Here is a 19954-nt window from a genome sequence, read left to right on the forward strand (position 1 = left end):
TCAATGTTGACTGACACACCGCATTCGCGAGCAAGCCCGCTCCCACAGTGTTATGTGCAGGGCGTCAAGATTTGCTAATTAGCCCATCCGCCCGGAACATCCCGCGAATCCCGCGTATGGCCTGACGAATCCGGTCCTGGTTTTCGATCAGCGCGAAGCGCACGTGATCATCCCCATACTCACCAAACCCTACGCCTGGCGAGACGCAAACCTTGGCCTCGGCCAGCAGTTTCTTGGCGAACTCCAGCGAGCCCAAGTGCGCATAAGCCTCGGGAATCTTCGCCCAGACATACATCGACGCTTTCGGATTCTCGACCATCCAGCCCAGTTCATGCAGGCCTTTGACCAGCACGTTGCGACGCTGCCGGTACTGCTCGGCGATGTCTTTGACGCACTGCTGATCGCCTTCCAGCGCCGCAATCGCCGCGACCTGCAGCGGGGTGAACGTGCCGTAGTCGTGATAACTCTTGATCCGCGCCAGGGCATTGACCAGTTCGGCATTGCCGACCATGAAACCGATGCGCCAGCCCGCCATGTTGTAGCTCTTGGACAGGGTGAAAAACTCCACCGCTATGTCCTTGGCGCCCGGCACTTGCATGATCGACGGGGCTTTCCAGCCGTCGTAGACGATGTCGGCGTAGGCCAGGTCGTGCACCACCAAAACGTCGTACTGCTTGGCGAGGGCGATCACCCGCTCGAAGAAATCCAGCTCCACGCATTGGGCGGTGGGGTTGGACGGGAAGCCGAGGATCATCATTTTCGGTTTCGGAATCGAGCCACGAATGGCGCTTTCCAGTTCGGCGAAGAAGTCCACGCCCGGAATCAACGGCACCGAGCGCACCTGGGCGCCGGCAATCACCGCGCCGTAGATGTGAATCGGGTAGCTCGGGTTCGGCACCAGAACGGTGTCGCCCTGGTCGAGGGTGGCCAGCATCAAATGTGCCAGGCCTTCCTTGGAACCGATGGTGACGATGGCTTCGCTTTCCGGGTCGATGTCGACCTCGTAGCGATCCTTGTACCAATTGGAAATCGCCCGGCGCAGACGCGGAATGCCCTTGGACGTCGAGTAACCGTGGGTGTCTTCGCGCTGGGCGACGGTGACGAGTTTTTCGACGATGTGCGGCGGTGTCGGGCCGTCGGGGTTGCCCATGCTGAAGTCGATGATGTCTTCGCCACGACGACGGGCGGCCATCTTCAGCTCGGCAGTGATGTTGAATACGTAAGGGGGGAGTCGATCTATGCGCGCAAAGCGGCGCGGCGAACCTGGGTTAGCCATTGTTGCCTCGGATAACGTGAGCGCCCGGAACCGTCCGAGCGACGCTGGTCACTGCGGTGACCTGTGGCGGAATGTAAGGGCTGATGTGGCAAACTGTCCAGCGACTATGTAAACAAATTTGTCCGAAGGAAATCGGTTGATGGAATTTACCAGTGGCTTCTTGCTGAGCCTTTCGCTGTGCCTGGACATCGGCGTGGCCAACATCGCGATGATCACGTTGGCGATGCAGCGTGGCTATTTTCAAGGCTTTGCGCTGGGTTTGGGGACGTGTGTCGGCGACCTGATCTACGCCGTGCTGGCCTTGGCCGGGATGACCGTTTTGCTGCAATACGAAAGCGTGCGCTGGGTGCTGTGGATCGGAGGTTCGGCGCTGTTGTTGTACTTCGCGGCAAAGATGATCTATTCGGCGATTCACCATGAGGCGGTACTGGCGCAGGCCGAAGACGTGGGGCAGAACTCCCATCGGCGCGAGTTTTTCCGCGGGATCTTCCTCGCCATGTCGTCTCCCAGCGCCATTCTCTGGTTCGCGGCGGTGGGCGGCACATTGATCGCTCGTTCCGGTGGCGGTGGCGCCCTTAGTTCGGCGCTGTTTCTCGGCGGATTTCTCTGCGCCGGGGTGCTCTGGTGCGTCGCTTTGTGCTTCGCCGCGAGTCACGGCGGCAAGTTGCTGGGCGACAAACTGCTGCGTTACTCCTACATGGTATCGGCGGCGATCTTCTGCTATTTCGCGGTCTACGTGATCCTATCGGGGTATAACGAGTTCGTCGGCGCAGGTGCCGTCGAGCAGTTGCACGCACTGTAACTGGGCGAATTCGGTTTGGGTTCTATACTCCCAGCCGAACCCACTTTTTTGTTCCAGGAGTTGAGTCATGGATGAGCAAACAGGCGTCGAAACGGCCAAGCCACGCTTCGAGCACGGGCACTTCCTGCTCATTGCAGGGCTTGGCGGCCGATTTACCACGGATACGACCAGTGGCATACCCGATCTCTGGGAGAAATTCATTCCCGAGATTGGCAAAATTCCCGGTCAAAAAAGCGAAGTGACCTACGGCATCTGTTGCAATCCGGATGGCAAGGGCGGATTTGAATACATTGCCGGCGTCGAAATCGACAAACTCGACGACCTGCCGGATAAATACCGTTGGGTCGAGGTCCAGCCTCAGCACTATGCCGTGTTCGAGCACAAGGGCTCTCTGGATATGTTGCCCCAGACGTTTCAGTACATCTGGAAAACCTGGCTGCCGCAGTCCGGTTATCAGGCGGCGGACGCCCCGGAGTTCGAACGCTACAGCGAAGACTTCAACCCGAAGCTCAATACCGGCGTGCTGGAAATCTGGCTGCCGCTCAAGCCTTGACTCCATCAGGAGGCGGACTTGGCGTCCGCCTCCTGCTCGTTACTTGCATTGCTTCATCCGTCGCGCCCGCAACAGGTCAATCGACAACGTGATGAAGCCAAATGTGCTGATGCCCAACAGCATAAGAAGTCCGATCTGAACGCTGCTCATGGTGTGTTCCCCCTATTGATGGCCAGAGACAGGGCACATCAATAATCCGCACCGACGAGCAATGACAGCGCTTATACGCAGGCTTTACGGCACCTGCGATGATCGATATGAACACCTTATTAATTTATGATCCCCAGCCTTCCTCTCGCTGATTTCGAGCTGCCATGAACACCGTCATCCGCCACGTCACACCTGCTGATCTGGACCGCTGCTACGCCATTGAAACCGTTGCCTACGAAGGCGACGAAGCCGCGACCCGCGAGAAAATCGCCACCCGCATCGCCACCTGGCCCGAAGGTTTCATCGTGGCCGAAGTCGATGGCGTTGTAGCCGGTTTCATCAATTCCGGTGCGGCGTTTCAGGTCGAGATGTCGGACGAGGCGTTCAAGGAACTGATCGGCCACGACCCGGCCGGCCCGCACGTGGTCATCATGTCGGTGGTGGTGCACCCGAATTATCAGGGGCAGGGCCTGGCGAAACGGTTGATGGGCGAATTCATCGAGCGGATGCGCGCGTTGGGCAAGACCAACATCCATCTGATGTGCAAGGAGCGGCATATTCCGCTGTATGCCGGGTTTGGCTTTGCCTACATCAAGCCTTCAGCGTCTGACCATGGCGGGATGGCTTGGCATGAGATGGTGTTGGAGTTGGGAAAAGAGCAAATGAGTTCTTGAGATAAGTTTTTTAATAGCCTAAATTCAGACCTTGTTGCATTGGCCATCCTGTTTGGGTGGTGAGCAGAGGAATGAATGATGCGAGTTGAAACTATCAGTTTTGTTAAAAAGAATGCGGCAGCGCTGGATCTTTCCGAGCCGATGCTCGTCACTCAGAATGGCGTTCCGGCTTATGTGATCGAGTCCTACGAGGAGCGTAAGCGGCGAGATGAGGCCATCGCGCTGATCAAACTTCTTTCGTTCTCCTCTCGCGACAAAGAGCAGGGAAAACTGATTTCTGGCGACACTTTGCTGGCCAGACTGGCGCAGCGGCGCCAATTGCAGCAAGACGATAACGATGCCTGAGGTCTTCAGGGTAGAGTTTGCGACCGCTGCGGAGCATGGGGTTATTTCGCTGGAGCACTATCTCACGCAGCAATGCGGTCGCAAAAAAGCGGCAGAGATGGTCGATCAACTGGTAATGCAGATCGTTACGGCGTTTAGCAGTCAGGCCCATGTTTACGGTATTTGCCAGGAAGCGGCGTCGCTTGGGGTGACTCATTTTCGTGAGTACTTGCCCATGGGGCAGCGGGTTTTGTATGAGGTGTTCCCGAGTGAAAACCTTGTAGTGGTCGCGTTGGTTATCGGTCAGCGTCAAAGTATCGAGAAGCAGTTGCTCGATTACTGCCTTCTCCTCTAACAGCTAGTCAAATCTCAAAAGGGTTGCCTCAAGGCAACCCCTTTTCGTGTTCGATCAGTAAAGGCTGTCCCGCACCCTGACCGGCGCTTCCCGGTCATATGTCTCGGCATCGAACTGCCCATCGTTCAACCGCTTGTGAAACGCGCCCGCCGTCGGCAGCGCCGAGCGCTCCAGATGTTTCTCAGGGTTCCACAAGTCTGAGCGCACAATCGCTTTTGAACAGTGAAAAAAAGCTGCTTCCACCGTCACCAGCATCACCGTGCGCGCCGGTTTGCCATTGACCGCAAAGCTCTCCAGCAACGCGGGCTCGGCACTGATCTGTGCCGTGCCGTTAACCCGCAACGTTTCGCCAATCCCGGGAATGATGAACAACAGCGACACCCGCGAATCGAGCACGACGTTACGCAGCGTGTCGATGCGGTTGTTGCCCGGCCGGTCCGGGATCGCCAGGGTGCACTCATCAATGATCCGCACGAAACCCGGCGTGTCGCCCCGCGGCGAACCGTCCATCCCGTCAGGCCCCACCGAGCTGACAATCACCAGCGGCGAGGCGCGGACCATCGCCTGATAGTCCTCGTTCAAAAAGGCGATCTGCTTGCGCACGGCGCGGTCGTGGGGTTGGCCGTAGAGGGCTTCCAGTTCTTCGATGCTGTTGAGCATGACCACCTCAGAAAATCAGACCCATGCGCCGTTCGTAACCGATCCGGCCCCTGTAGGCTTCGCCGCTGTCGACCCAGCCGAATTTTGCGTAAAGCGCGATGGCCGATGCGTTATCCGCATCCACCGACAACTCCAGCCCCTTTATTTCCGGAAACGCCTGACGCGCAACGTCGGGCAGGGCTTGCAGACAGGCCTTGCCATAGCCTTTGCCCTGAGCCCGATGATCGACTTGCAGTGCGTGAAGGGTGGCGCTGTGTTCATCGGCCCACGCCGGCAATACGGGCGGGCGTTTGAGCAGCAGAAAGGCCACGGGAACATCCTCGACCAGTAGCGCAAATCCTTTGACGCCGGGGCCGGGTTTGGACAGCAAGGTGTGCAACGCACCGTGAATGTCGCCGGAGAACCTGATTTGTTCTTTGTGAACTTCAATGGCCTCGACCTGGTGGCGCTGGAGAGTGTTCAGGCTGTCGTAAGGCACGAGTCGGGCTGTCACTGGAGTGTCCTTTTTCCAACATAAATGTGTTTCGAATTCTAACGAGTTTGCGTTCCTGGACTATTTTTATTTCCGCTGTCGATTTGGCTTTTCGCCAGACGACTAAAGGTGTCTTCACAACAAAAACCACGGAGAACCACCATGAACGCTACCCACGAAATCCAGACCCTGATCGACACCTATCGTCAGGCGGTCATCGCCAAGGATGTCGAGAAACTCATGCCCCTGTATGCCGAGGACATCGTCTCCTACGATGCGGTGAAGGCCCTGCAATTTCGCGGCAAGGCGGCCTACCGCGCGCATTGGCAGGAATGCATGGAAATGTGCCAGGGCGCGCACAAGTTTGATTTCGACCATATGAACATCGTGGCGGACGAGCACATCGCCTTCGCCCATTGGCTGGCCCATTGCGGCGGCACTAACGAGAAGGGCGAGACCCAGGCCTGCTGGATGCGCGTGACCGCCTGCTATCGGCGCGACGATGGGCAATGGCGCATCGTCCACGAACACTGGTCGGCCCCGTTCGACATGATGAGCGGCACGGTGCTGTTCAACCTGGAACCCTGAGCGTCAGGCCGATTCGTCGGGAATGTCGCGAAAGCGTCAATCTGCAGCCATAGTTGATCCGTTCGATTCAGGAGAGTCCCATGAAGTATTTATGCCTGGTCTACAGCAACGAGCACGAGTTGCACTCGCTGCCCGAAAGCCCGAATGACGCTGAATGCATGGCTTACGCCGAGGCGATCCAGGGCAGCGGCCGAATGGTCGCCGCCGAGGCGCTGGAATCGGTGCAGACCGCGACCACGGTGCGGATGCGCAACGGGAAGATGTCGATCACCGACGGCCCGTTCGCCGAAACCAAGGAGCAATTGGCCGGCTTTTACCTGATCGATGCCAAAGACCTCAATGAAGCCATCCAGGTCGCCGGCAACATCCCGGCGGCCCGGGTCGGCTGTGTCGAGGTGCGTCCCGTTCGTCAGTTGAATCCCGGCGCCTGATGTCGGCCGAGTCGGTACGGGCGCAGGTCGAGCAGGTTTACCGCGAAGACTCGCGGCGGATTCTGGCGACCCTGATCCGTTTGCTCGGAGATTTCGACCTCGCCGAAGAGGCCTTGCACGAGGCGTTTTTCGTCGCGGTCGAACGCTGGCAGCGTGACGGTGTGCCGGACAATCCGCGTACCTGGCTTGTGTCCACGGGGCGTTTCAAGGCCATTGATGTATTGCGTCGGCGCGCACGTTTTATCGCGTCGCAACCGATGTTGATCGCTCAACTGGAGGCGCTGGAGCAGGCCGACTGGAGTGACGAAGACGTGGAAGACGATCGCCTGCGCCTGATCTTCACCTGTTGTCACCCGGCACTCGCGGCTGACGCCCAGGTGCCGTTGACGCTGCGCGAAGTCTGCGACCTGACCACGGAAGAAATCGCCCGGGCCTTTCTGTCGGCGCCAGCGACCATCGCCCAGCGCATCGTGCGGGCCAAGGCCAAAATCCGTGACGCAAAAATTCCTTATCAAGTGCCGACCCTGGCGGAATTGCCCGAGCGCCTGGACAGCGTGCTGCGGGTGATTTACCTGGTGTTCAACGAAGGCTATTCCGCGTCCATGGGCGCGGAACTGACCCGTGAGGATTTGACCCGCGAGGCGATTCGGCTCGGTCGTCTGTTGATGGAACTGCTGCCCGAACCCGAGGTGATGGGGCTGCTGGCGCTGATGCTGTTGCACGAGTCCCGACGCCCGGCCCGGACGTCAGCGAGCGGGGAGTTGATCGTGCTGGATGAGCAGGACCGTTCGTTGTGGGACGTCGAGATGATCGAAGAGGGTTGCGCGTTGGTAGAGCGGGCGCTGACGACTCGGCAATTCGGGCCTTATTGCTTGCAAGCGGCGATTGCGGCGTCGCATGCCGAAGCGCCCACGGCGGCGGAAACGGACTGGCTGGAGATTGTGGGTCTGTATGACGTGCTGTTGCGGGCGGCGCCTTCGCCAGTGATCGAATTGAACCGTGCGGCGGCGATCTCCAAACGGGATGGGCCGTTGGCGGGGCTGACGTTGGTTGAAGGGATTCTGGCGCGGGGTGATTTGCTGGATTACCACTTGGCGCACGCGGCCCGGGCGGAGTTTTATCGGCAGCTGGGACGGGTTGAGGAGGCGCGGGCGGCTTATGAGCGGGCGTTGGAGTTGACGCAGCAGGTGCCGGAACGGCGGTTTATCGAGGCCCGGATCAAGGCATTAAAATAAGGTGAATTTGCTGGCCCCATCGTCGGAACGCCGCCCGGAGCAAGCTCGCTCCCACAGGTTTAGCGCAAATCCTGTGGGAGCGGGCTTGCTCGCGAATGGCAGCACCGCTATTCCAACATCTTGCCAAGCAACCAACTCCCCGCCGGCCCTGGCGGATGCAGCCGCGACCACAGCGCATCGACGAACACCGGTTTTGGCCAGCCGCGTACGTCCAGTTCCTGCAACGTCCCTGGCCCAAATCGCTCCACCAGCCACCGGGGCAACGGCGCCCAGCCGAATCCGCCCTGAGCCATTTCCAGCAGCATCAGATAACTCGGCGCCGACCAGACGCGCCCCTTCGCACGGCTTTCATACGGATTGACGATCGTCGCCAGACGCAACTCCCGGTGTTGTTGCAACACGTCTTGATCGATGTGGCTCAGCGCCGCCAATGGATGCTCGCGGGACACGAACAGGGCAATTTCGGCACGTTCTTCCATGGTCGAACTGACCAGGTCCGGCGGGTAACTGTCCTGTTTTTCGGCGAAGGCCACATGCGCCCGACCCCGTTGCACCAAAGCCACCAGGTCATCGCACTCGGCGATCAGGCATTCAAGTTCCAGGTCCGGATAGCGCTGCTCGAAAGCACTGAGCGCCGCTTCGAATCGGTCGGACTGATACGTGTCGGAAATCGCCACGGTCAGCTTCGGTTCGACCCCTTGGGACAATTGGCTGGCGGTCATTTCCAGTCGGCTGGTGGCGGCCAGGATTTCCTCGGCCCGTTGCAGCATCACGTGCCCGGCCGGGGTCAGGCTCGGTTTACGGCTGCTGCGGTCGAACAGTGTCAGGTTCAAGTCGATTTCAAGGCTGGCCACGGCGGCGCTGATGGTCGACTGACTGCGGCCCAGTTTGCGCGCCGCGGCGGAAAACGAACCTTGAGTCGCTGCCTGGACGAAGGCCTGCAACACTTCTTGAGAGGCCATGAACTATCACCTTGATCGATGGTAATTGGTTATGAAGTATCGGTGTGAAGAAGGATCATGGCAACCACAGTCACTCAGAGGAGTCTGGCCATGAGCGCCAACAAATCCATCACTGAACGTATTTTCCAGGCCATCGGTTTCGAATTGCTGGCCATTTTGATCTGTACGCCGCTGCTGGCGTGGATCATGGACAAACCGATGCTCGAGATGGGCGTTGTCACTCTTGTTATCGCCGCCCTTGCTCTGGCCTGGAACGTGGTCTTCAACGGCCTGTTCGACCGCGTGCTCAAACGCTTCGCCATCGTGCACAACGCTTGGGTACGCGTTGTCCATGCGCTGCTGTTTGAAGGTGGTCTGGTAGCGGTCGGTGTGCCACTGATCGCCTGGTGGCTGAAGGTCAGCCTGTGGCAAGCGTTCGTGCTGGATATCGGCGTGTTGCTGTTTTTCCTGCCGTACACCTACGTCTACCACTGGGTCTATGACGTCGTGCGCGAGCGGGTGGTGATGCGCCAGGCTGTCTCGGGATAAAAGCAAAAGATCGCAGTCTCGTTTCACTCGAAAGCTCCTACATTGGAATGCGATCCCTGTAGGAGCTGTCGAGTGAAACGAGGCTGCGATCTTTTGATATTGATGGCGTTTACAAAAACATCCCGCCCGACGCCTCTACGCGCTGGCCGTTGATCCACTGACTGCCCGGCGCCAGCAGCAATGCAATCGCAGCACCGATGTCGTCCGGCTGACCAACGCGCCCCAACGCGGTATTGCCGGCGACATAGCTGTTCACGTCGCTGTTATCACGCACCGTGCCGCCGCCGAAATCGGTTTCGATCGCGCCAGGCGCCAGGGTGTTCACGGATATACCGCGGGCACCGAGTTCTTTCGCCTGATAACGCGTCAGCACTTCCATCGCGCCTTTCATCGCCGCGTAAGCGCCGTAACCCGGCAAGCTGAAGCGGGTCAGACCGCTGGAAACGTTGAGGATGCGGCCACCGTCAGCCATCAGCGGCAGCAGGTTCTGGGTGAGAAAGAACGGCCCCTTCAGATGGATGTTCATCAGCAAATCGAACTGGGCGACGGTGGTGTCAACGAAGTTTGCATTCAGGCCGATGCCGGCGTTGTTGAGTAAAAAGTCGAAGTGTTCGCGATCGAAACGACTGCGCAATACATCGGCGACCTGCGTGGCGAAATTTGCGAAGCCTTCACTCTGACCAACGTCCAGTTGCAGCATGACGGCGCGACCGCCGAGGCTTTCGATTTCTGTGACCAGTGCTTGAGCCTCATCGGCGCGGCTGTTGTAAGTACCAATAACGTCGATGCCTTGGGCTGCCAGATGCAGGGCTGCGTTTTTGCCAAGGCCGCGGCTGGCGCCGGTGATCAGTGCAATTTTATGGTTCATGGGACTTCCTCAAGGAGCAGTGGGTGATGACGTGGAGGAAGTTTATTTATCCGCCTTGAAGTGATAAACAGGCTTAAATCTGAATCACTGGTCGGTTAATCCGAACAATAAAGGTTGGCCCATGAACAAGCTGGAACTGCTGCGCACCTTCGTTCGCGTCACCGAGATGTCGAGTTTTACCCTTGCCGGTGAAAGCCTGGGTTTGCCCAGGTCCACCGTGTCCGAGCACGTCAAGGCCCTAGAAATGCTGGTCGGCACGCGGTTACTGCAACGCACCACGCGCAAGGTTCAGGCGACTCAGGACGGCCTGGTGTTGTACGAGCGCAGCAAGGATTTGCTGTCGCACATGGATGAAATCGAAGGGCTGTTTCGCCAGGACGAAGCGTCGCTCGTTGGGCGGATTCGCATCGACATGCCGAATATTCTGGCCCGTCGGGTGGTGATGCCGCGTCTGCCCGAGTTCATGGCGCAGCACCCCAATCTCGAGCTGGAAATCAGCAGCACCGACCGCCGGGTCGATTTGCTCAGCGAAGGGTTTGATTGCGTGGTGCGAGTCGGCGCGCAGCCGGATCAATCGGTGGTCGCGCGTCACCTCTGCGATTTTGCGATGGTCAACTGCGCCAGCCCGGCCTATCTGCAACGTTATGGCGTGCCTGAACGGCTCGAAGACCTGACGCAGCATCGGCTGGTCCATTACGTCGGCGTACTGGGTTCACGGTCAGAGGGTTTTGTGTACGAGCAAGTAGGCACGTTGCGTCGAGTGCCGATGGCGGGCAGCGTCACGGTCAACAGCACCGATTGTTACGAGTCGGCGTGTCTGGGCGGTTTTGGTTTGATTCAGGCGCCGTTGATGGGCATGCAGCCCCACCTGCTCAGCGGCGAACTGGTGGCGGTGCTGCCGCAGCTCAACGCGCCGTCCATGGAGGTTTCGCTGTTGTATGCCCGGCAACGGCATTTGCCGTTGCGGGTCAGGGCGTTCATGGATTGGCTGGGGCACGTCATCCAATCCACCACTTGAACAACACATAACCTGTGGGAGCGAGCTTGCTCGCGATGGGGGTTGAACATTCAACGCAGATGTCGACTGTCTGTCCGCTATCGTCGGAACGCCGCCCGGAGCAAGCTCGCTCCCACAGGGTATTGCGCGGCTTCAGAACAATTTGGTGAAGAGCCAATACAAACTGCCCGACAACAGAATCGCCGCCGGCAAGGTCAGCACCCAGGCCATCAGCAGGTTGCGGATGGTCTTCATCTGCAAGCCGCCGCCGTTGGCGACCATGGCCCCGGCCACGCCCGAAGACAGCACGTGCGTGGTTGAGACCGGCAGGCCGAACATGTCCGCCGCGCCGATGGTCAGCATCGCAACGGTTTCCGCCGAGGCGCCTTGCGCATACGTCAGGTGAGTCTTGCCGATCTTCTCGCCAACCGTCACCACGATGCGTTTCCAGCCGACCATGGTGCCCAGCCCCAGGGCGATGGCCACCGCGATTTTCACCCACAGCGGAATGAACCGCGTGGCGTTGTCGATCTGCTGCTTGAACAGTTGCAGCTTGCCGGTGGTGTCGGCGTCAAAGTTGCCGACCTTGTTTTTGTCCATCAGGCGAATGGTTTCGCTGGTCAGGTACATGTCGTTACGCACGTTGCCCATGGCCTCGGCCGGGACTTTCGAGAGCGAGCCGTAGCCCTTCACTTCATTCCCGATATTGCCGGTCAACGCGGCGAGGGCCGGGACCAGTTGCGGCGTGGCTTCCTTGCTGCGCACGTATTCGGACAGCACCGGACGCGGGTCGGCCGGCGCTGGCAGCGGCGCACTTTTGACCAGCGCTTGCTGGGTGACTTCGGCCACGGCGGCAAACTGCAGCGCCTGGTCTGCCGGCATGGTGCGGTTCAGCGCGTAAGCCATCGGCAGCGTGCCGACCAGGATCAGCATGATCAGGCCCATGCCTTTCTGGCCATCGTTGGAACCGTGGGCGAAGGACACGCCGGTGCAAGTCAGGATCAACATGCCGCGAATCCACCACGGTGGCGGAGTGTCCCCTTTCGGTGCTTTGTACAGCGCACGATTCTTCACGAAAGCACGCAAGGCCAACAGCAACAGCGCAGCAAACGCGAAGCCGATCAGCGGCGACAGCAACAGCGCGTAACCGACTTTGGTTGCCTGCGCCCAGTCCACGCCGCTGGTGCCGTCACGACCGTGCATCAGGGCATTGGCCACGCCGACGCCGATGATCGAACCGATCAGGGTGTGCGACGAAGACGCTGGCAAACCCAGCCACCAGGTGCCGAGGTTCCACAGGATCGCGGCGATCAACAGGGCGAAGATCATCGCGAAACCAGCGGAGGAACCGACTTGCAGAATCAGCTCCACCGGCAGCAGGGCGATGATGCCAAACGCCACCGCGCCGCTGGACAGCAGCACCCCGAGGAAGTTGAAGAACCCGGACCAGGCCACTGCGAAATTCGGCGGCAAGGAGTTGGTGTAAATCACCGTGGCCACGGCGTTGGCGGTGTCGTGGAAACCGTTGACGAACTCAAAGCCGAGGGCAATCAGCAGCGCCACGCCCAACAGCAGAAACGGCGTCCAGGTGGTCACCACAGTGCCGAGTTCGTTCATGTCGTGCATCAGGCTGTAGGCGGTGAACAACAGCCCGCTGCCCAGCACAGCGAAGAAAATCACGATGGTCAGCAGGCCGGGCTTTTTATCGAGTTGCGGTTTGGCGCTACTGGCGGACGCCTGTGCGGCGGAGAAGGAAGGAGTAGCCATGACGGACAATCCTAAGGGGAGAGGGAGTGTCGCCCATGATCGTTGCTGAATGTTACAGAGAGGCTGCGCTGGGTCAGGGTTTGGGTTTTTTAAAGGCAGAATCAAAAGATCGCAGCCTCGTTTCACACGACAGACCCTACATTTGGAATGCGCAACCCTGTAGGAGCTGTCGAGTGAAACGAGGCTGCGATCTTTTGATCTTAATAATCCTGGCGCTTACGAAACGCCCAACGCCCAGCGATCACGGTAAACGTCGCGACCAAGGCCACCAGAATCCAGAAGCCTTCCGGGTCGCCGGAAAGCGGCACCCCACCGACGTTCATGCCAAAGAACCCGGCGATGATGTTGATCGGCAACGCCAGCACCGTCACCACGGTCAGGGTGAACAATGTGCGGTTGCTCTGTTCGTTGAGGTTGGCGGCGATTTCTTCCTGCAACAGCTTGATCCGTTCGCCGAGCGCCGTGAGGTCGTTAATGATCAGCGCGAACTCCTCGGTGGACTTGCGCAGCTCCTTGACGTCTTCCTTTTGCAACCACTGCGGCGGGCGATTGAGCAGGCGCAGCAACGAGCCCGGTTCCAGCGCCAACAAGCGTTGCAGGCGCACCAGCACCCGTCGGTTGGCACCCAGCTCGGCCCGGTTGGTCGACAGCCGCGAGGACAGCAACTCATCTTCGATCTGATCGACACTGAGGCTGGTCTTGCGCACGATCTGGGTCAGCACTTCGCCCTGATCGCGCAGCAGATGCACCAGCAATTCCAGCGGCGAGCGAAAGCACTCACCGGCCTTCACCGACGAGCGCAGCTTGTCCACCGAGTGCAGCGGTTGCAGCCGTGCGCTGACGATCAGCCGACTGCGGGCGCAGACCCACAGCGTCGAAACATCGGACGAAACCATGCTGCTGAGGTTGAACACCACGTCGTTGACCACCGCCAGCAACGCCGAATCCACATGCTCGATGCGCGTCGAACGAGAGCCCTCATGCAGCGCTTCGAAAAATTCGTCGGGCAACTCCAGATGGCTTTTCATCCAGCGCTCGCATGCGGCGTGGGCCAGGTTGAGGTGCAGCCAGAGAAATTCGTCGTTGTCGCCGGGTTGTTGCAGGCACTGCAAGGCCTTGGCCGAATCGAGCTCGCGACCGCGCTCGCCGGGGCGAAAACTGAAACCGTACAGCAGACCGAACAGGTCCGTGTCGCGATGGCTTTGGTCGATGCTGTGGTTCATGAGGTCTCGCAAAGGGGCGCTATTGCTCTATGTAGCAGCTGGCGAAGCCTGCGTTCGGCTGCGGAGCAGTCGTAAAACCTGAGCGCGCGGTCTACCTGACGCAACGCATTGTCTGATTTCACGACTGCTACGCAGCCGAACGCAGGCTTCGCCAGCTGCTACAGGTCGCGTTACGGCGGATTTTTCAGGTTCACTTGAGCCGCATCATCGCAAGGAGTTTTGACGGTTTTGTGACAGAGCGGTGGAGGCGAAATAGTGGCACTACCGACGGTCGGAATTGATTAAAGAACCGCTCTGGCACGCCGATCCTGCTGACGTGAACTTGCATGGCTTTGGCCACTGGCCAAGGTCGCAGACAGGGATGTCCGAACACCTTTCACGCCTGATCGCGGCGTGTCTCCTCCTTGTCATGAGTATCACTCGATGCTGCAAAAATCCCTGAGAGCACAAATCCTCGCGTTGTTGAGCGGCAGCTTGTTCGCGATGTTGTTGATCGCCCTGGCCTGTTTTCATTTTCTGTCCAACGGTGTTCAGAACTACGCGAATCTGATCGAAGGCCCGCTGCACACCTCGCAATTGATCGATGAAGCCAACCTGCAATTCAAGGTTCAGGTTCAGGAGTGGAAAAACGTCCTGCTACGCGGCAAGCAGCCTGCGGATCTGGATAAGTACTGGAAGCAATTCGAAGACCGTCAGCGCGATGTGCAGGACATCCTCGGCGAACTGGCCGGGCAGAAGGGTATCGAGCCGCAGCTGAAAACCCGCATCGAACGCCTGCGTGACGAACATCGCCTGTTGGGCGCGGCCTATCAGAAGGGCCGTGATGCCTACGTGGCGGCAGGTGCCGACCCAACGGCTGGCGACACGGCGGTCAAAGGTGTTGACCGCGCGACTAGCGATCAGATGACCGAGTTGGTCAGCGAATTGCGCAAGCAGGGTGCCGAGCAATCGAAGCTGATCAGCGCCGACGCCGACCGCACCGTGTTGCTGGGGATCATTGTGATGCTCGCCTCGGGTCTGTTGATCGGGTTGCTGAGCCTGTGGCTGGTCAACCGCAACCTGGTGGAACCGATTCGCAAACTGATCGAGTACGTAGCGCAACTCAGCCAGGGTCGTTTCGCCGAACGCGTGGCCAGCACCCGTCAGGATGAGCTGGGCAAATTGGCGACAGCGGCCAATACACTTCGCGATTTCCTCGCCGAAACCTTCAGTCGTTTGCAGCGCAGCGCCAAGGATCTGGACAGCGCCAGCGGTGAACTGAACTCCATCGCCAGCCTCATGGCCATCGGCACTAACGAGCAGTTCAACCGTACTGATCAGGTGGCCACGGCGATGAACGAAATGTCCGCTACCGCGCAAGAAGTCGCACGCCACGCTGCCGATGCGGCACGTGCCGCCGACGATGCCGACCAGTCCGCCCAGCAGGGCGAAAAGGTCATGCAGGGCACCATTCACACCATCACCCAAATGCGCGGCGAAATCGCCAATACCGCCACGGTCATCCGTCGTCTGGAAACCGACAGCGGGCGCATCGGCAAGGTACTGGAAGTGATTCGCGGCATCGCCGAGCAGACCAACCTGCTGGCGCTCAACGCCGCCATCGAAGCAGCCCGTGCCGGTGAAGCCGGGCGCGGTTTTGCGGTGGTGGCCGATGAAGTCCGCAGCCTGGCCCAGCGCACGGCGGCGTCGATCATCGAGATCAACCAGATCATTCAAACGGTGCAAACCGGTGCGGTGGACGCCGCTCAGGCGATTGAAAGCGGTCAGTCGCGCAGTGAGGAAAGTGTCGAGCAAGTGACCCAGGCCGGCGCCATGCTGGAGCGCATCACCCTTGCCGTGGAAGCCATCCGCGACATGAACCGCCAGATCGCCACCGCCGCGGAAGAGCAGACGTCGGTGGCCGAAGACATCTCGCGCAACCTCACCGAGATCACCAGCATCGCCAGCACCAATCTGGACAACGTGCAGCGCACGGAAGCGGCCAGCCACAACCTGCACGGGTTGTCGGGGCAGTTGAATGAAGTGACGGCACGTTTAAGCGCGTAACGGGAAGGGCTGTGTACCGGTTTGCTTACCGAGTCGGTACACAGTCGATCTCAAGTCCGCAGTGTCGATGTCGATGACCACGGTAATCCCATAAACCCAATGGAAAACCGCCATGGTCAGCATCACTTCCGTTTCGATCACCCCGACGGCCTCGACTGCTTCGAACAAGACTGCCGTCAGTGACAGCACCGATGACACGTCAGTCACGGCAACCGCTGAGGCGTCCAGCGACACCACCAAGGTATCCGCCGGCGGCGCCCCTGCGGCGAGCGGCAGCAGTTCCAGCAGCAGCGAAGAATCCGATACGGTGAAAGAGCTGCGCAAGCAGATCGCCGAATTGCAAAAGCAATTGCAGGAACAACAGCAGCAACTGCAAGCGGCCCAGGCCAAACAGGAAAGCGCCGAAGCCAAAGCGGCGGACGTCGCGGCGGCTCAGTCGCAGATTGCGACGACTTCGGGGTCATTGCAGACGGCAACGGCGGCGTTGTTGCAGGCGTTGCAGGATTCCGGTTCCAGTACGTCGGGATCGCTGGTCAGCACTTCGGCCTGATATTCGGTTCAGTAGGCATGACCGCTGGTCGGATTCGACGCTTCAAACCCATTGATTCAGAAGGTACCTGTTATTTCTGACAGTAGACGGGACGCATTCCTGACGGCTTGATGATCGGGTCAGCGCAATGGCGCGATTATCCCGATAAGGAGTGTTCCCATGTCTACGCTTGAAGTGTTGGAAAAGCTGACGATCCCGAGCATGACGCCGGTCGAAGGTCAGGAGTATGAGGGTGAGGTGTCTTTACCCTCGGCTCCCGGTCTGCGGGCGTCTGTCCCTGGCAAACAGGGTTTGAGCGAAGGGGATCATCTTGAGGTGGTATGGGTCACCAAAGCAGGCACTGAAACAGTTTTTACGCATGAGATCACCGAGATTGAAGAAGTAAACCCTGTGCATTTCTATGTGAAGGAAACCTTCATCACCCCGGGTTTGGTGACTACCTTTTATGAGGTTGTCAGAGACGACCGAATCTGGCGCTCCAAGCCGTTGATCATTATGGTCAAGTGATTCGAGCCTGGCAGATCACACCGGCAAGCTGAACGTAAACGTCGTGCCCTGTTGCCCGGTCGAGACCACGTCCAGTTTTCCGCCATGGGACTGCGAAATCTGACTGGCAATGTACAACCCCAACCCGAGGCCGGTCCGTGGTGTTCCGCTGACCGGTCGCGAGTAGGGCCGGAACAGATGTGGCAGCGCATCCTCGGTAATCAGCCCCTGATTGTTTACGCTCAGCACGAACTGTCCTTCATTGATCTGCGCGCTGATATCGATCGAGCCATTGGGATCTCCGTGAGCAACCGCATTCGCCACCAGATTGGAGAGTAACTGCGCGATCCGCTCGCGATCGCAATAAACGCTGTGCAGGTCGCCGATGGACGATTGAATGGTACGGCCGGGATGGACGCTCTGAACTTCAGAAATTACATGCCGCAATGCATCCTCGAGATCCGGGCACGGCTTGATGTTGACCGGGATGCCACGACCCAGTGAGCCGCGAGCGAAATCCAGAACGTCATCGACCAGTTTGGTCGCACGTCGGGCGCTGGTGAGGATGTGCCGGGCCCGCTGCTGATTCGCCGGATCGGGTAGTTTGCGCAGGAGCATTTCAGCGCCGGCGCTGATGGCGAACAAGGGGTTGCGCAGATCATGCCCGAGCACGGCGATGAACTGTTCGCGCAGTTCGGCGGTTTCCCGTTCCTGCCGCAGCGCTGCTTCGGTCTTTTGCAGGTTTTCTTCGGCCTCGATTTGCAGCGCCAGCATTCGGGCGAAGGATTCCATGGTGCTCTGGATCGTGCTGGATTTGAGTGGCGCAGGATTGGGGTCAAGAGCGCAGAGGGTGCCGAAAAAGCGTCCGTCGGTGCGGAAAATCGGCACGGAGATGTAGCTTTCGAACTGATAGAGGCGAGGTGTGTGGTGGTCGCGGTAGAGCGGGTCTTCACTGGCCTTGTCGATGACCACCGAATGATGCGTCTGGCGAATTTCGTGGCACAGGGTCGTGACAAGATCCAGCTCGCCGCCGACCTGTAAACCGAAATTCAGTTGATCAAGCACAGCACACGCCGTCCACGACTCTTCGGTGACCCGGGCCACGGCGGCGAAGCGCAGCCCCGTCAGTTCACGGATCACTTGAAGAATCGCCGGCACTGCACTGATCCGACCGATCGTGGCGATGTCTGCTGCCGCTGCTTGCCCCATTTCAATCTATCCCTGCATGAACAGTGTGGTGGGATTCTAGCGGGCTGGCGCCGCGTTGGCGCGACTTGATTGCCTGAATCGGACATGCAAAAAAGCCGCACGATCCGAAAATCGTGCGGCTTATCGTGAGGCGATTACGTGTCTTGTTTGTTGCTCAGTACTTTGCCGGTTTTGGCATCCAGATCTACATCCCACTCAACATTTTTGGCGTCACGGATCTCCACTTGGTAGACATAAGCGCCAGTGGCGGTCTGTTCCAGTTCGGTATCGGTGATGTTTGCTGCGGTGGTGCCTGGATGCTGGGCGAGGGCTGCCTGGTTGAGTTTTTCCAGGTCCATGATGGTGCCCGCCTTGAGCAGACCCGGGATCAGGTCAGGACGGACATCGGCCTGGGCCAGGCCAGCGGTGAGAGTCAGGGCAGCGGCAGTGAACAGGGCAGTCAGGGTTTTCATGAGGTTCTATCCTTGGGTGATCTGTTTAAGTGGGATCAGGCTAACCGGCGCAACTTAATCCACCCTTAATTCACCGAACGTGACTGAGCGAAGATCGTTCCCTCGTTCATCAGTAACCGTTGTTCTGCAGCAACTGCGCAACACTGGCCGCCGCCGGGCGTTTGTAGAACTTGAGCAGTTCGCTGGCGCGGTTGGTGAAGATGCCGTCGACGCCGGCGTCCATGACTTTCTGGTAATCCACGGCATCGTCGATGGTGTAGACGTGCACCAACAAGCCCTGATCGTGGGTGTACTGGTTCATCCACGGTTGCACCAGGTCCGAGTAACTCTGATCACCACCCTTGGTCAGCGCAGCAGAAGGGCCGGTGCCGATCGCGCCCTGGGCTTTGGCGTATTCGACCCATTGCTGGAATTCGGCTTTGTCCTTCGGTTGCTGTTTGGCGTAGTAAGTGGCTTTGTCCTTGTCGCCGGACTCGGCAAACGTCACCTTGGATTTCGGCTCGATGCTGCCTTCACCGACCCACAGCAGGAGGATTTTCGGCACTTTCGGCATTTCCTTCTCGAGCAGTTCGAGGCTGCTCTTCTCGAAGGTTTGCAGCACGACTTTACCTTTGCCCTGGCCAACCGCCAGATCGCTCTTCGCCAGTTTCGAACCCGCCGGGCTCAACCAGCCGCGGTCCTGGAGTTTTTCCTTGAGGTCGCGCTCGATCCCGGGAAACTGCTTCGGTTCTTTGGTTTCGATGTACAGGCCAGGCTTGTGCAGCGGATTGCCCTGGGCGATATCGATGATTTCGTCCAGCGTCAGAATTTTCAGACCGACGTACGCAGGACGTGCGCGATCCGGGTAGGCGGTGTTGAACCAGCTGCCGGCATCGAGGGTTTTCAGCTCGGCGATAGTGAACTCGTTGGCCGGGCGGTCCTTGCGTTCAGGGAATTTGCTGGCGACGTCGGTGGTGCGTTGCAGGTTGTTGTCGTGCAGAGCAAAGAGCACGCCATCCTTGCTGCGTTGCAGGTCCATTTCCAGGTAATCGACCCCCAGATCGCGGGCCAGTTTGTAGGCGGCGGCGGTGGATTCCGGTGCATCGAACGACGCGCCACGGTGGGCGATCACGGCCGGATGCGGAATGCCCATGCGGGTGGCCAGTGCGGTGGGGCTTGGCTCGCTGGCGGCCTGTGCCTGGCCGAGGCCCAGCATCAGACTCAGCAACAGGGCGCTCTTGGTGAAGGTAACAGGCATGGTCGAGGTCCTTTCGCAGATTTTCAAAGACGTATCTTTTAACAACTGATTGCCGCTTGCGCTATCGTCAGACCGACATAAACGTGTTTAAAGCAGATTTTTTCAGCGC

General features: G+C 59.1%; 23 protein-coding genes. 13 read left to right on the top strand and 10 right to left on the bottom strand.

Annotated features, from left to right (window positions below; all coding sequences use genetic code 11):
- Positions 1–64: 64 nt before the first annotated feature.
- Entirely contained in the window at positions 65–1276 is a 1212-nt protein-coding gene (gene alaC / locus E3W21_RS02590; protein ID WP_008151144.1) for an alanine transaminase, read from the bottom strand.
- Positions 1277–1415: 139 nt separating this feature from the next.
- Between alaC and E3W21_RS02595 the strand changes: the two genes are divergently transcribed.
- The 5 genes from E3W21_RS02595 (at position 1416) to E3W21_RS02615 (ending at position 4134) form a co-directional block, all read left to right on the top strand.
- Positions 1416–2078: a LysE family translocator gene (locus E3W21_RS02595; RefSeq protein WP_134417711.1), complete on the top strand. Its 663-nt coding sequence runs from the start codon at positions 1416–1418 to the stop codon at positions 2076–2078.
- A gap of 67 nt (positions 2079–2145) precedes the next feature.
- Positions 2146–2631, top strand: a complete 486-nt coding sequence (locus E3W21_RS02600) for a GyrI-like domain-containing protein (protein WP_129437730.1) — start codon at positions 2146–2148, stop codon at positions 2629–2631.
- A gap of 314 nt (positions 2632–2945) precedes the next feature.
- Positions 2946–3455, top strand: coding sequence for a GNAT family N-acetyltransferase (locus E3W21_RS02605; protein ID WP_134417718.1), 510 nt, complete (start codon positions 2946–2948; stop codon positions 3453–3455).
- A gap of 78 nt (positions 3456–3533) precedes the next feature.
- The gene (locus E3W21_RS02610; protein ID WP_046049521.1) at positions 3534–3800 is read left to right on the top strand and encodes a prevent-host-death protein; all 267 of its coding nucleotides are present in this window, start codon (positions 3534–3536) and stop codon (positions 3798–3800) included.
- A complete protein-coding gene (locus tag E3W21_RS02615; RefSeq protein ID WP_134417725.1) occupies positions 3793–4134 on the top strand; it encodes a hypothetical protein in 342 nt (113 codons plus the stop codon). Before E3W21_RS02610 ends, E3W21_RS02615 begins: the two co-directional genes overlap by 8 nt.
- A gap of 54 nt (positions 4135–4188) precedes the next feature.
- Here the strand turns inward: E3W21_RS02615 and E3W21_RS02620 are convergent, their stop codons facing one another.
- Positions 4189–4794 (bottom strand): pyridoxamine 5'-phosphate oxidase family protein, encoded by a 606-nt coding sequence (locus E3W21_RS02620; protein ID WP_134417732.1) that lies wholly within the window; start codon positions 4792–4794, stop codon positions 4189–4191.
- A gap of 7 nt (positions 4795–4801) precedes the next feature.
- Positions 4802–5287, bottom strand: coding sequence for an N-acetyltransferase (locus tag E3W21_RS02625; RefSeq protein WP_134417738.1), 486 nt, complete (start codon positions 5285–5287; stop codon positions 4802–4804).
- A 141-nt stretch (positions 5288–5428) separates the two neighbouring features.
- Between E3W21_RS02625 and E3W21_RS02630 the strand changes: the two genes are divergently transcribed.
- From E3W21_RS02630 to E3W21_RS02640, 3 genes are all read left to right on the top strand, one after another.
- A complete protein-coding gene (locus E3W21_RS02630) occupies positions 5429–5854 on the top strand; it encodes an SgcJ/EcaC family oxidoreductase (protein ID WP_008151160.1) in 426 nt (141 codons plus the stop codon).
- An 80-nt stretch (positions 5855–5934) separates the two neighbouring features.
- Complete coding sequence (locus tag E3W21_RS02635) at positions 5935–6285, top strand: YciI family protein (RefSeq protein WP_008151161.1); 351 nt, start codon at positions 5935–5937, stop codon at positions 6283–6285.
- A complete protein-coding gene (locus E3W21_RS02640; RefSeq protein WP_134417745.1) occupies positions 6285–7520 on the top strand; it encodes an RNA polymerase sigma factor in 1236 nt (411 codons plus the stop codon). Before E3W21_RS02635 ends, E3W21_RS02640 begins: the two co-directional genes overlap by 1 nt.
- A gap of 107 nt (positions 7521–7627) precedes the next feature.
- On the opposite strand, the gene E3W21_RS02645 is transcribed toward E3W21_RS02640, so the two are convergent.
- Positions 7628–8482 carry a LysR family transcriptional regulator gene (locus E3W21_RS02645; protein WP_134417753.1) on the bottom strand — a complete coding sequence of 285 codons (855 nt, stop codon included), beginning with the start codon at positions 8480–8482 and terminating at the stop codon, positions 7628–7630.
- A gap of 90 nt (positions 8483–8572) precedes the next feature.
- Between E3W21_RS02645 and E3W21_RS02650 the strand changes: the two genes are divergently transcribed.
- Positions 8573–9010 (top strand): multidrug/biocide efflux PACE transporter, encoded by a 438-nt coding sequence (locus E3W21_RS02650; RefSeq protein ID WP_134417762.1) that lies wholly within the window; start codon positions 8573–8575, stop codon positions 9008–9010.
- 109 nt (positions 9011–9119) lie between these two features.
- On the opposite strand, the gene E3W21_RS02655 is transcribed toward E3W21_RS02650, so the two are convergent.
- Positions 9120–9878 carry an SDR family NAD(P)-dependent oxidoreductase gene (locus E3W21_RS02655; protein ID WP_134417770.1) on the bottom strand — a complete coding sequence of 253 codons (759 nt, stop codon included), beginning with the start codon at positions 9876–9878 and terminating at the stop codon, positions 9120–9122.
- 121 nt (positions 9879–9999) lie between these two features.
- On the opposite strand from E3W21_RS02655, the gene E3W21_RS02660 reads away from it, so the two are divergent.
- Entirely contained in the window at positions 10000–10896 is an 897-nt protein-coding gene (locus E3W21_RS02660; protein WP_129437712.1) for a LysR family transcriptional regulator, read from the top strand.
- A 132-nt stretch (positions 10897–11028) separates the two neighbouring features.
- On the opposite strand, the gene E3W21_RS02665 is transcribed toward E3W21_RS02660, so the two are convergent.
- Entirely contained in the window at positions 11029–12642 is a 1614-nt protein-coding gene (locus E3W21_RS02665; protein ID WP_134417778.1) for an inorganic phosphate transporter, read from the bottom strand.
- A gap of 200 nt (positions 12643–12842) precedes the next feature.
- Entirely contained in the window at positions 12843–13865 is a 1023-nt protein-coding gene (locus E3W21_RS02670; RefSeq protein ID WP_008145929.1) for a transporter, read from the bottom strand.
- A 423-nt stretch (positions 13866–14288) separates the two neighbouring features.
- Here E3W21_RS02670 and E3W21_RS02675 point away from each other — a divergent pair, with 423 nt between their 5' ends.
- The 3 genes from E3W21_RS02675 (at position 14289) to E3W21_RS02685 (ending at position 16968) form a co-directional block, all read left to right on the top strand.
- A complete protein-coding gene (locus E3W21_RS02675) occupies positions 14289–15911 on the top strand; it encodes a methyl-accepting chemotaxis protein (protein WP_134417784.1) in 1623 nt (540 codons plus the stop codon).
- A 112-nt stretch (positions 15912–16023) separates the two neighbouring features.
- A complete protein-coding gene (locus E3W21_RS02680; protein WP_129437704.1) occupies positions 16024–16461 on the top strand; it encodes a hypothetical protein in 438 nt (145 codons plus the stop codon).
- Between the two features lie 159 nt (positions 16462–16620).
- Positions 16621–16968, top strand: a complete 348-nt coding sequence (locus tag E3W21_RS02685; RefSeq protein ID WP_129437702.1) for a hypothetical protein — start codon at positions 16621–16623, stop codon at positions 16966–16968.
- Between the two features lie 15 nt (positions 16969–16983).
- On the opposite strand, the gene E3W21_RS02690 is transcribed toward E3W21_RS02685, so the two are convergent.
- The 3 genes from E3W21_RS02690 to E3W21_RS02700 form a co-directional block, all read right to left on the bottom strand.
- Positions 16984–18156, bottom strand: coding sequence for a GAF domain-containing sensor histidine kinase (locus tag E3W21_RS02690; protein WP_134417791.1), 1173 nt, complete (start codon positions 18154–18156; stop codon positions 16984–16986).
- 134 nt (positions 18157–18290) lie between these two features.
- A complete protein-coding gene (locus E3W21_RS02695; RefSeq protein ID WP_129437698.1) occupies positions 18291–18608 on the bottom strand; it encodes a PepSY domain-containing protein in 318 nt (105 codons plus the stop codon).
- 109 nt (positions 18609–18717) lie between these two features.
- Positions 18718–19845, bottom strand: coding sequence for a glycerophosphodiester phosphodiesterase (locus E3W21_RS02700; protein ID WP_134417797.1), 1128 nt, complete (start codon positions 19843–19845; stop codon positions 18718–18720).
- Between the last annotated feature and the right edge of the window lie 109 nt (positions 19846–19954).

Source organism: Pseudomonas sp. F01002 (assembly GCF_004402115.1).
GTDB classification, from domain to species: Bacteria; Pseudomonadota; Gammaproteobacteria; order Pseudomonadales; family Pseudomonadaceae; genus Aquipseudomonas; species Aquipseudomonas frigoris.

What these genes read in the sequence shown, in the direction of transcription:
- alaC (WP_008151144.1), bottom strand. Translation starts at nt 1,276, where the DNA reads ATGGCTAACCCAGGTTCGCCGCGCCGCTTTGCGCGCATAGATCGACTC.
- E3W21_RS02595 (WP_134417711.1), top strand. Translation starts at nt 1,416, where the DNA reads ATGGAATTTACCAGTGGCTTCTTGCTGAGCCTTTCGCTGTGCCTGGAC.
- E3W21_RS02600 (WP_129437730.1), top strand. Translation starts at nt 2,146, where the DNA reads ATGGATGAGCAAACAGGCGTCGAAACGGCCAAGCCACGCTTCGAGCAC.
- E3W21_RS02605 (WP_134417718.1), top strand. Translation starts at nt 2,946, where the DNA reads ATGAACACCGTCATCCGCCACGTCACACCTGCTGATCTGGACCGCTGC.
- E3W21_RS02610 (WP_046049521.1), top strand. Translation starts at nt 3,534, where the DNA reads ATGCGAGTTGAAACTATCAGTTTTGTTAAAAAGAATGCGGCAGCGCTG.
- E3W21_RS02615 (WP_134417725.1), top strand. Translation starts at nt 3,793, where the DNA reads ATGCCTGAGGTCTTCAGGGTAGAGTTTGCGACCGCTGCGGAGCATGGG.
- E3W21_RS02620 (WP_134417732.1), bottom strand. Translation starts at nt 4,794, where the DNA reads ATGCTCAACAGCATCGAAGAACTGGAAGCCCTCTACGGCCAACCCCAC.
- E3W21_RS02630 (WP_008151160.1), top strand. Translation starts at nt 5,429, where the DNA reads ATGAACGCTACCCACGAAATCCAGACCCTGATCGACACCTATCGTCAG.
- E3W21_RS02635 (WP_008151161.1), top strand. Translation starts at nt 5,935, where the DNA reads ATGAAGTATTTATGCCTGGTCTACAGCAACGAGCACGAGTTGCACTCG.
- E3W21_RS02640 (WP_134417745.1), top strand. Translation starts at nt 6,285, where the DNA reads ATGTCGGCCGAGTCGGTACGGGCGCAGGTCGAGCAGGTTTACCGCGAA.
- E3W21_RS02645 (WP_134417753.1), bottom strand. Translation starts at nt 8,482, where the DNA reads ATGGCCTCTCAAGAAGTGTTGCAGGCCTTCGTCCAGGCAGCGACTCAA.
- E3W21_RS02650 (WP_134417762.1), top strand. Translation starts at nt 8,573, where the DNA reads ATGAGCGCCAACAAATCCATCACTGAACGTATTTTCCAGGCCATCGGT.
- E3W21_RS02655 (WP_134417770.1), bottom strand. Translation starts at nt 9,878, where the DNA reads ATGAACCATAAAATTGCACTGATCACCGGCGCCAGCCGCGGCCTTGGC.
- E3W21_RS02660 (WP_129437712.1), top strand. Translation starts at nt 10,000, where the DNA reads ATGAACAAGCTGGAACTGCTGCGCACCTTCGTTCGCGTCACCGAGATG.
- E3W21_RS02665 (WP_134417778.1), bottom strand. Translation starts at nt 12,642, where the DNA reads ATGGCTACTCCTTCCTTCTCCGCCGCACAGGCGTCCGCCAGTAGCGCC.
- E3W21_RS02670 (WP_008145929.1), bottom strand. Translation starts at nt 13,865, where the DNA reads ATGAACCACAGCATCGACCAAAGCCATCGCGACACGGACCTGTTCGGT.
- E3W21_RS02675 (WP_134417784.1), top strand. Translation starts at nt 14,289, where the DNA reads ATGCTGCAAAAATCCCTGAGAGCACAAATCCTCGCGTTGTTGAGCGGC.
- E3W21_RS02680 (WP_129437704.1), top strand. Translation starts at nt 16,024, where the DNA reads ATGGTCAGCATCACTTCCGTTTCGATCACCCCGACGGCCTCGACTGCT.
- E3W21_RS02685 (WP_129437702.1), top strand. Translation starts at nt 16,621, where the DNA reads ATGTCTACGCTTGAAGTGTTGGAAAAGCTGACGATCCCGAGCATGACG.
- E3W21_RS02690 (WP_134417791.1), bottom strand. Translation starts at nt 18,156, where the DNA reads ATGGGGCAAGCAGCGGCAGCAGACATCGCCACGATCGGTCGGATCAGT.
- E3W21_RS02695 (WP_129437698.1), bottom strand. Translation starts at nt 18,608, where the DNA reads ATGAAAACCCTGACTGCCCTGTTCACTGCCGCTGCCCTGACTCTCACC.
- E3W21_RS02700 (WP_134417797.1), bottom strand. Translation starts at nt 19,845, where the DNA reads ATGCCTGTTACCTTCACCAAGAGCGCCCTGTTGCTGAGTCTGATGCTG.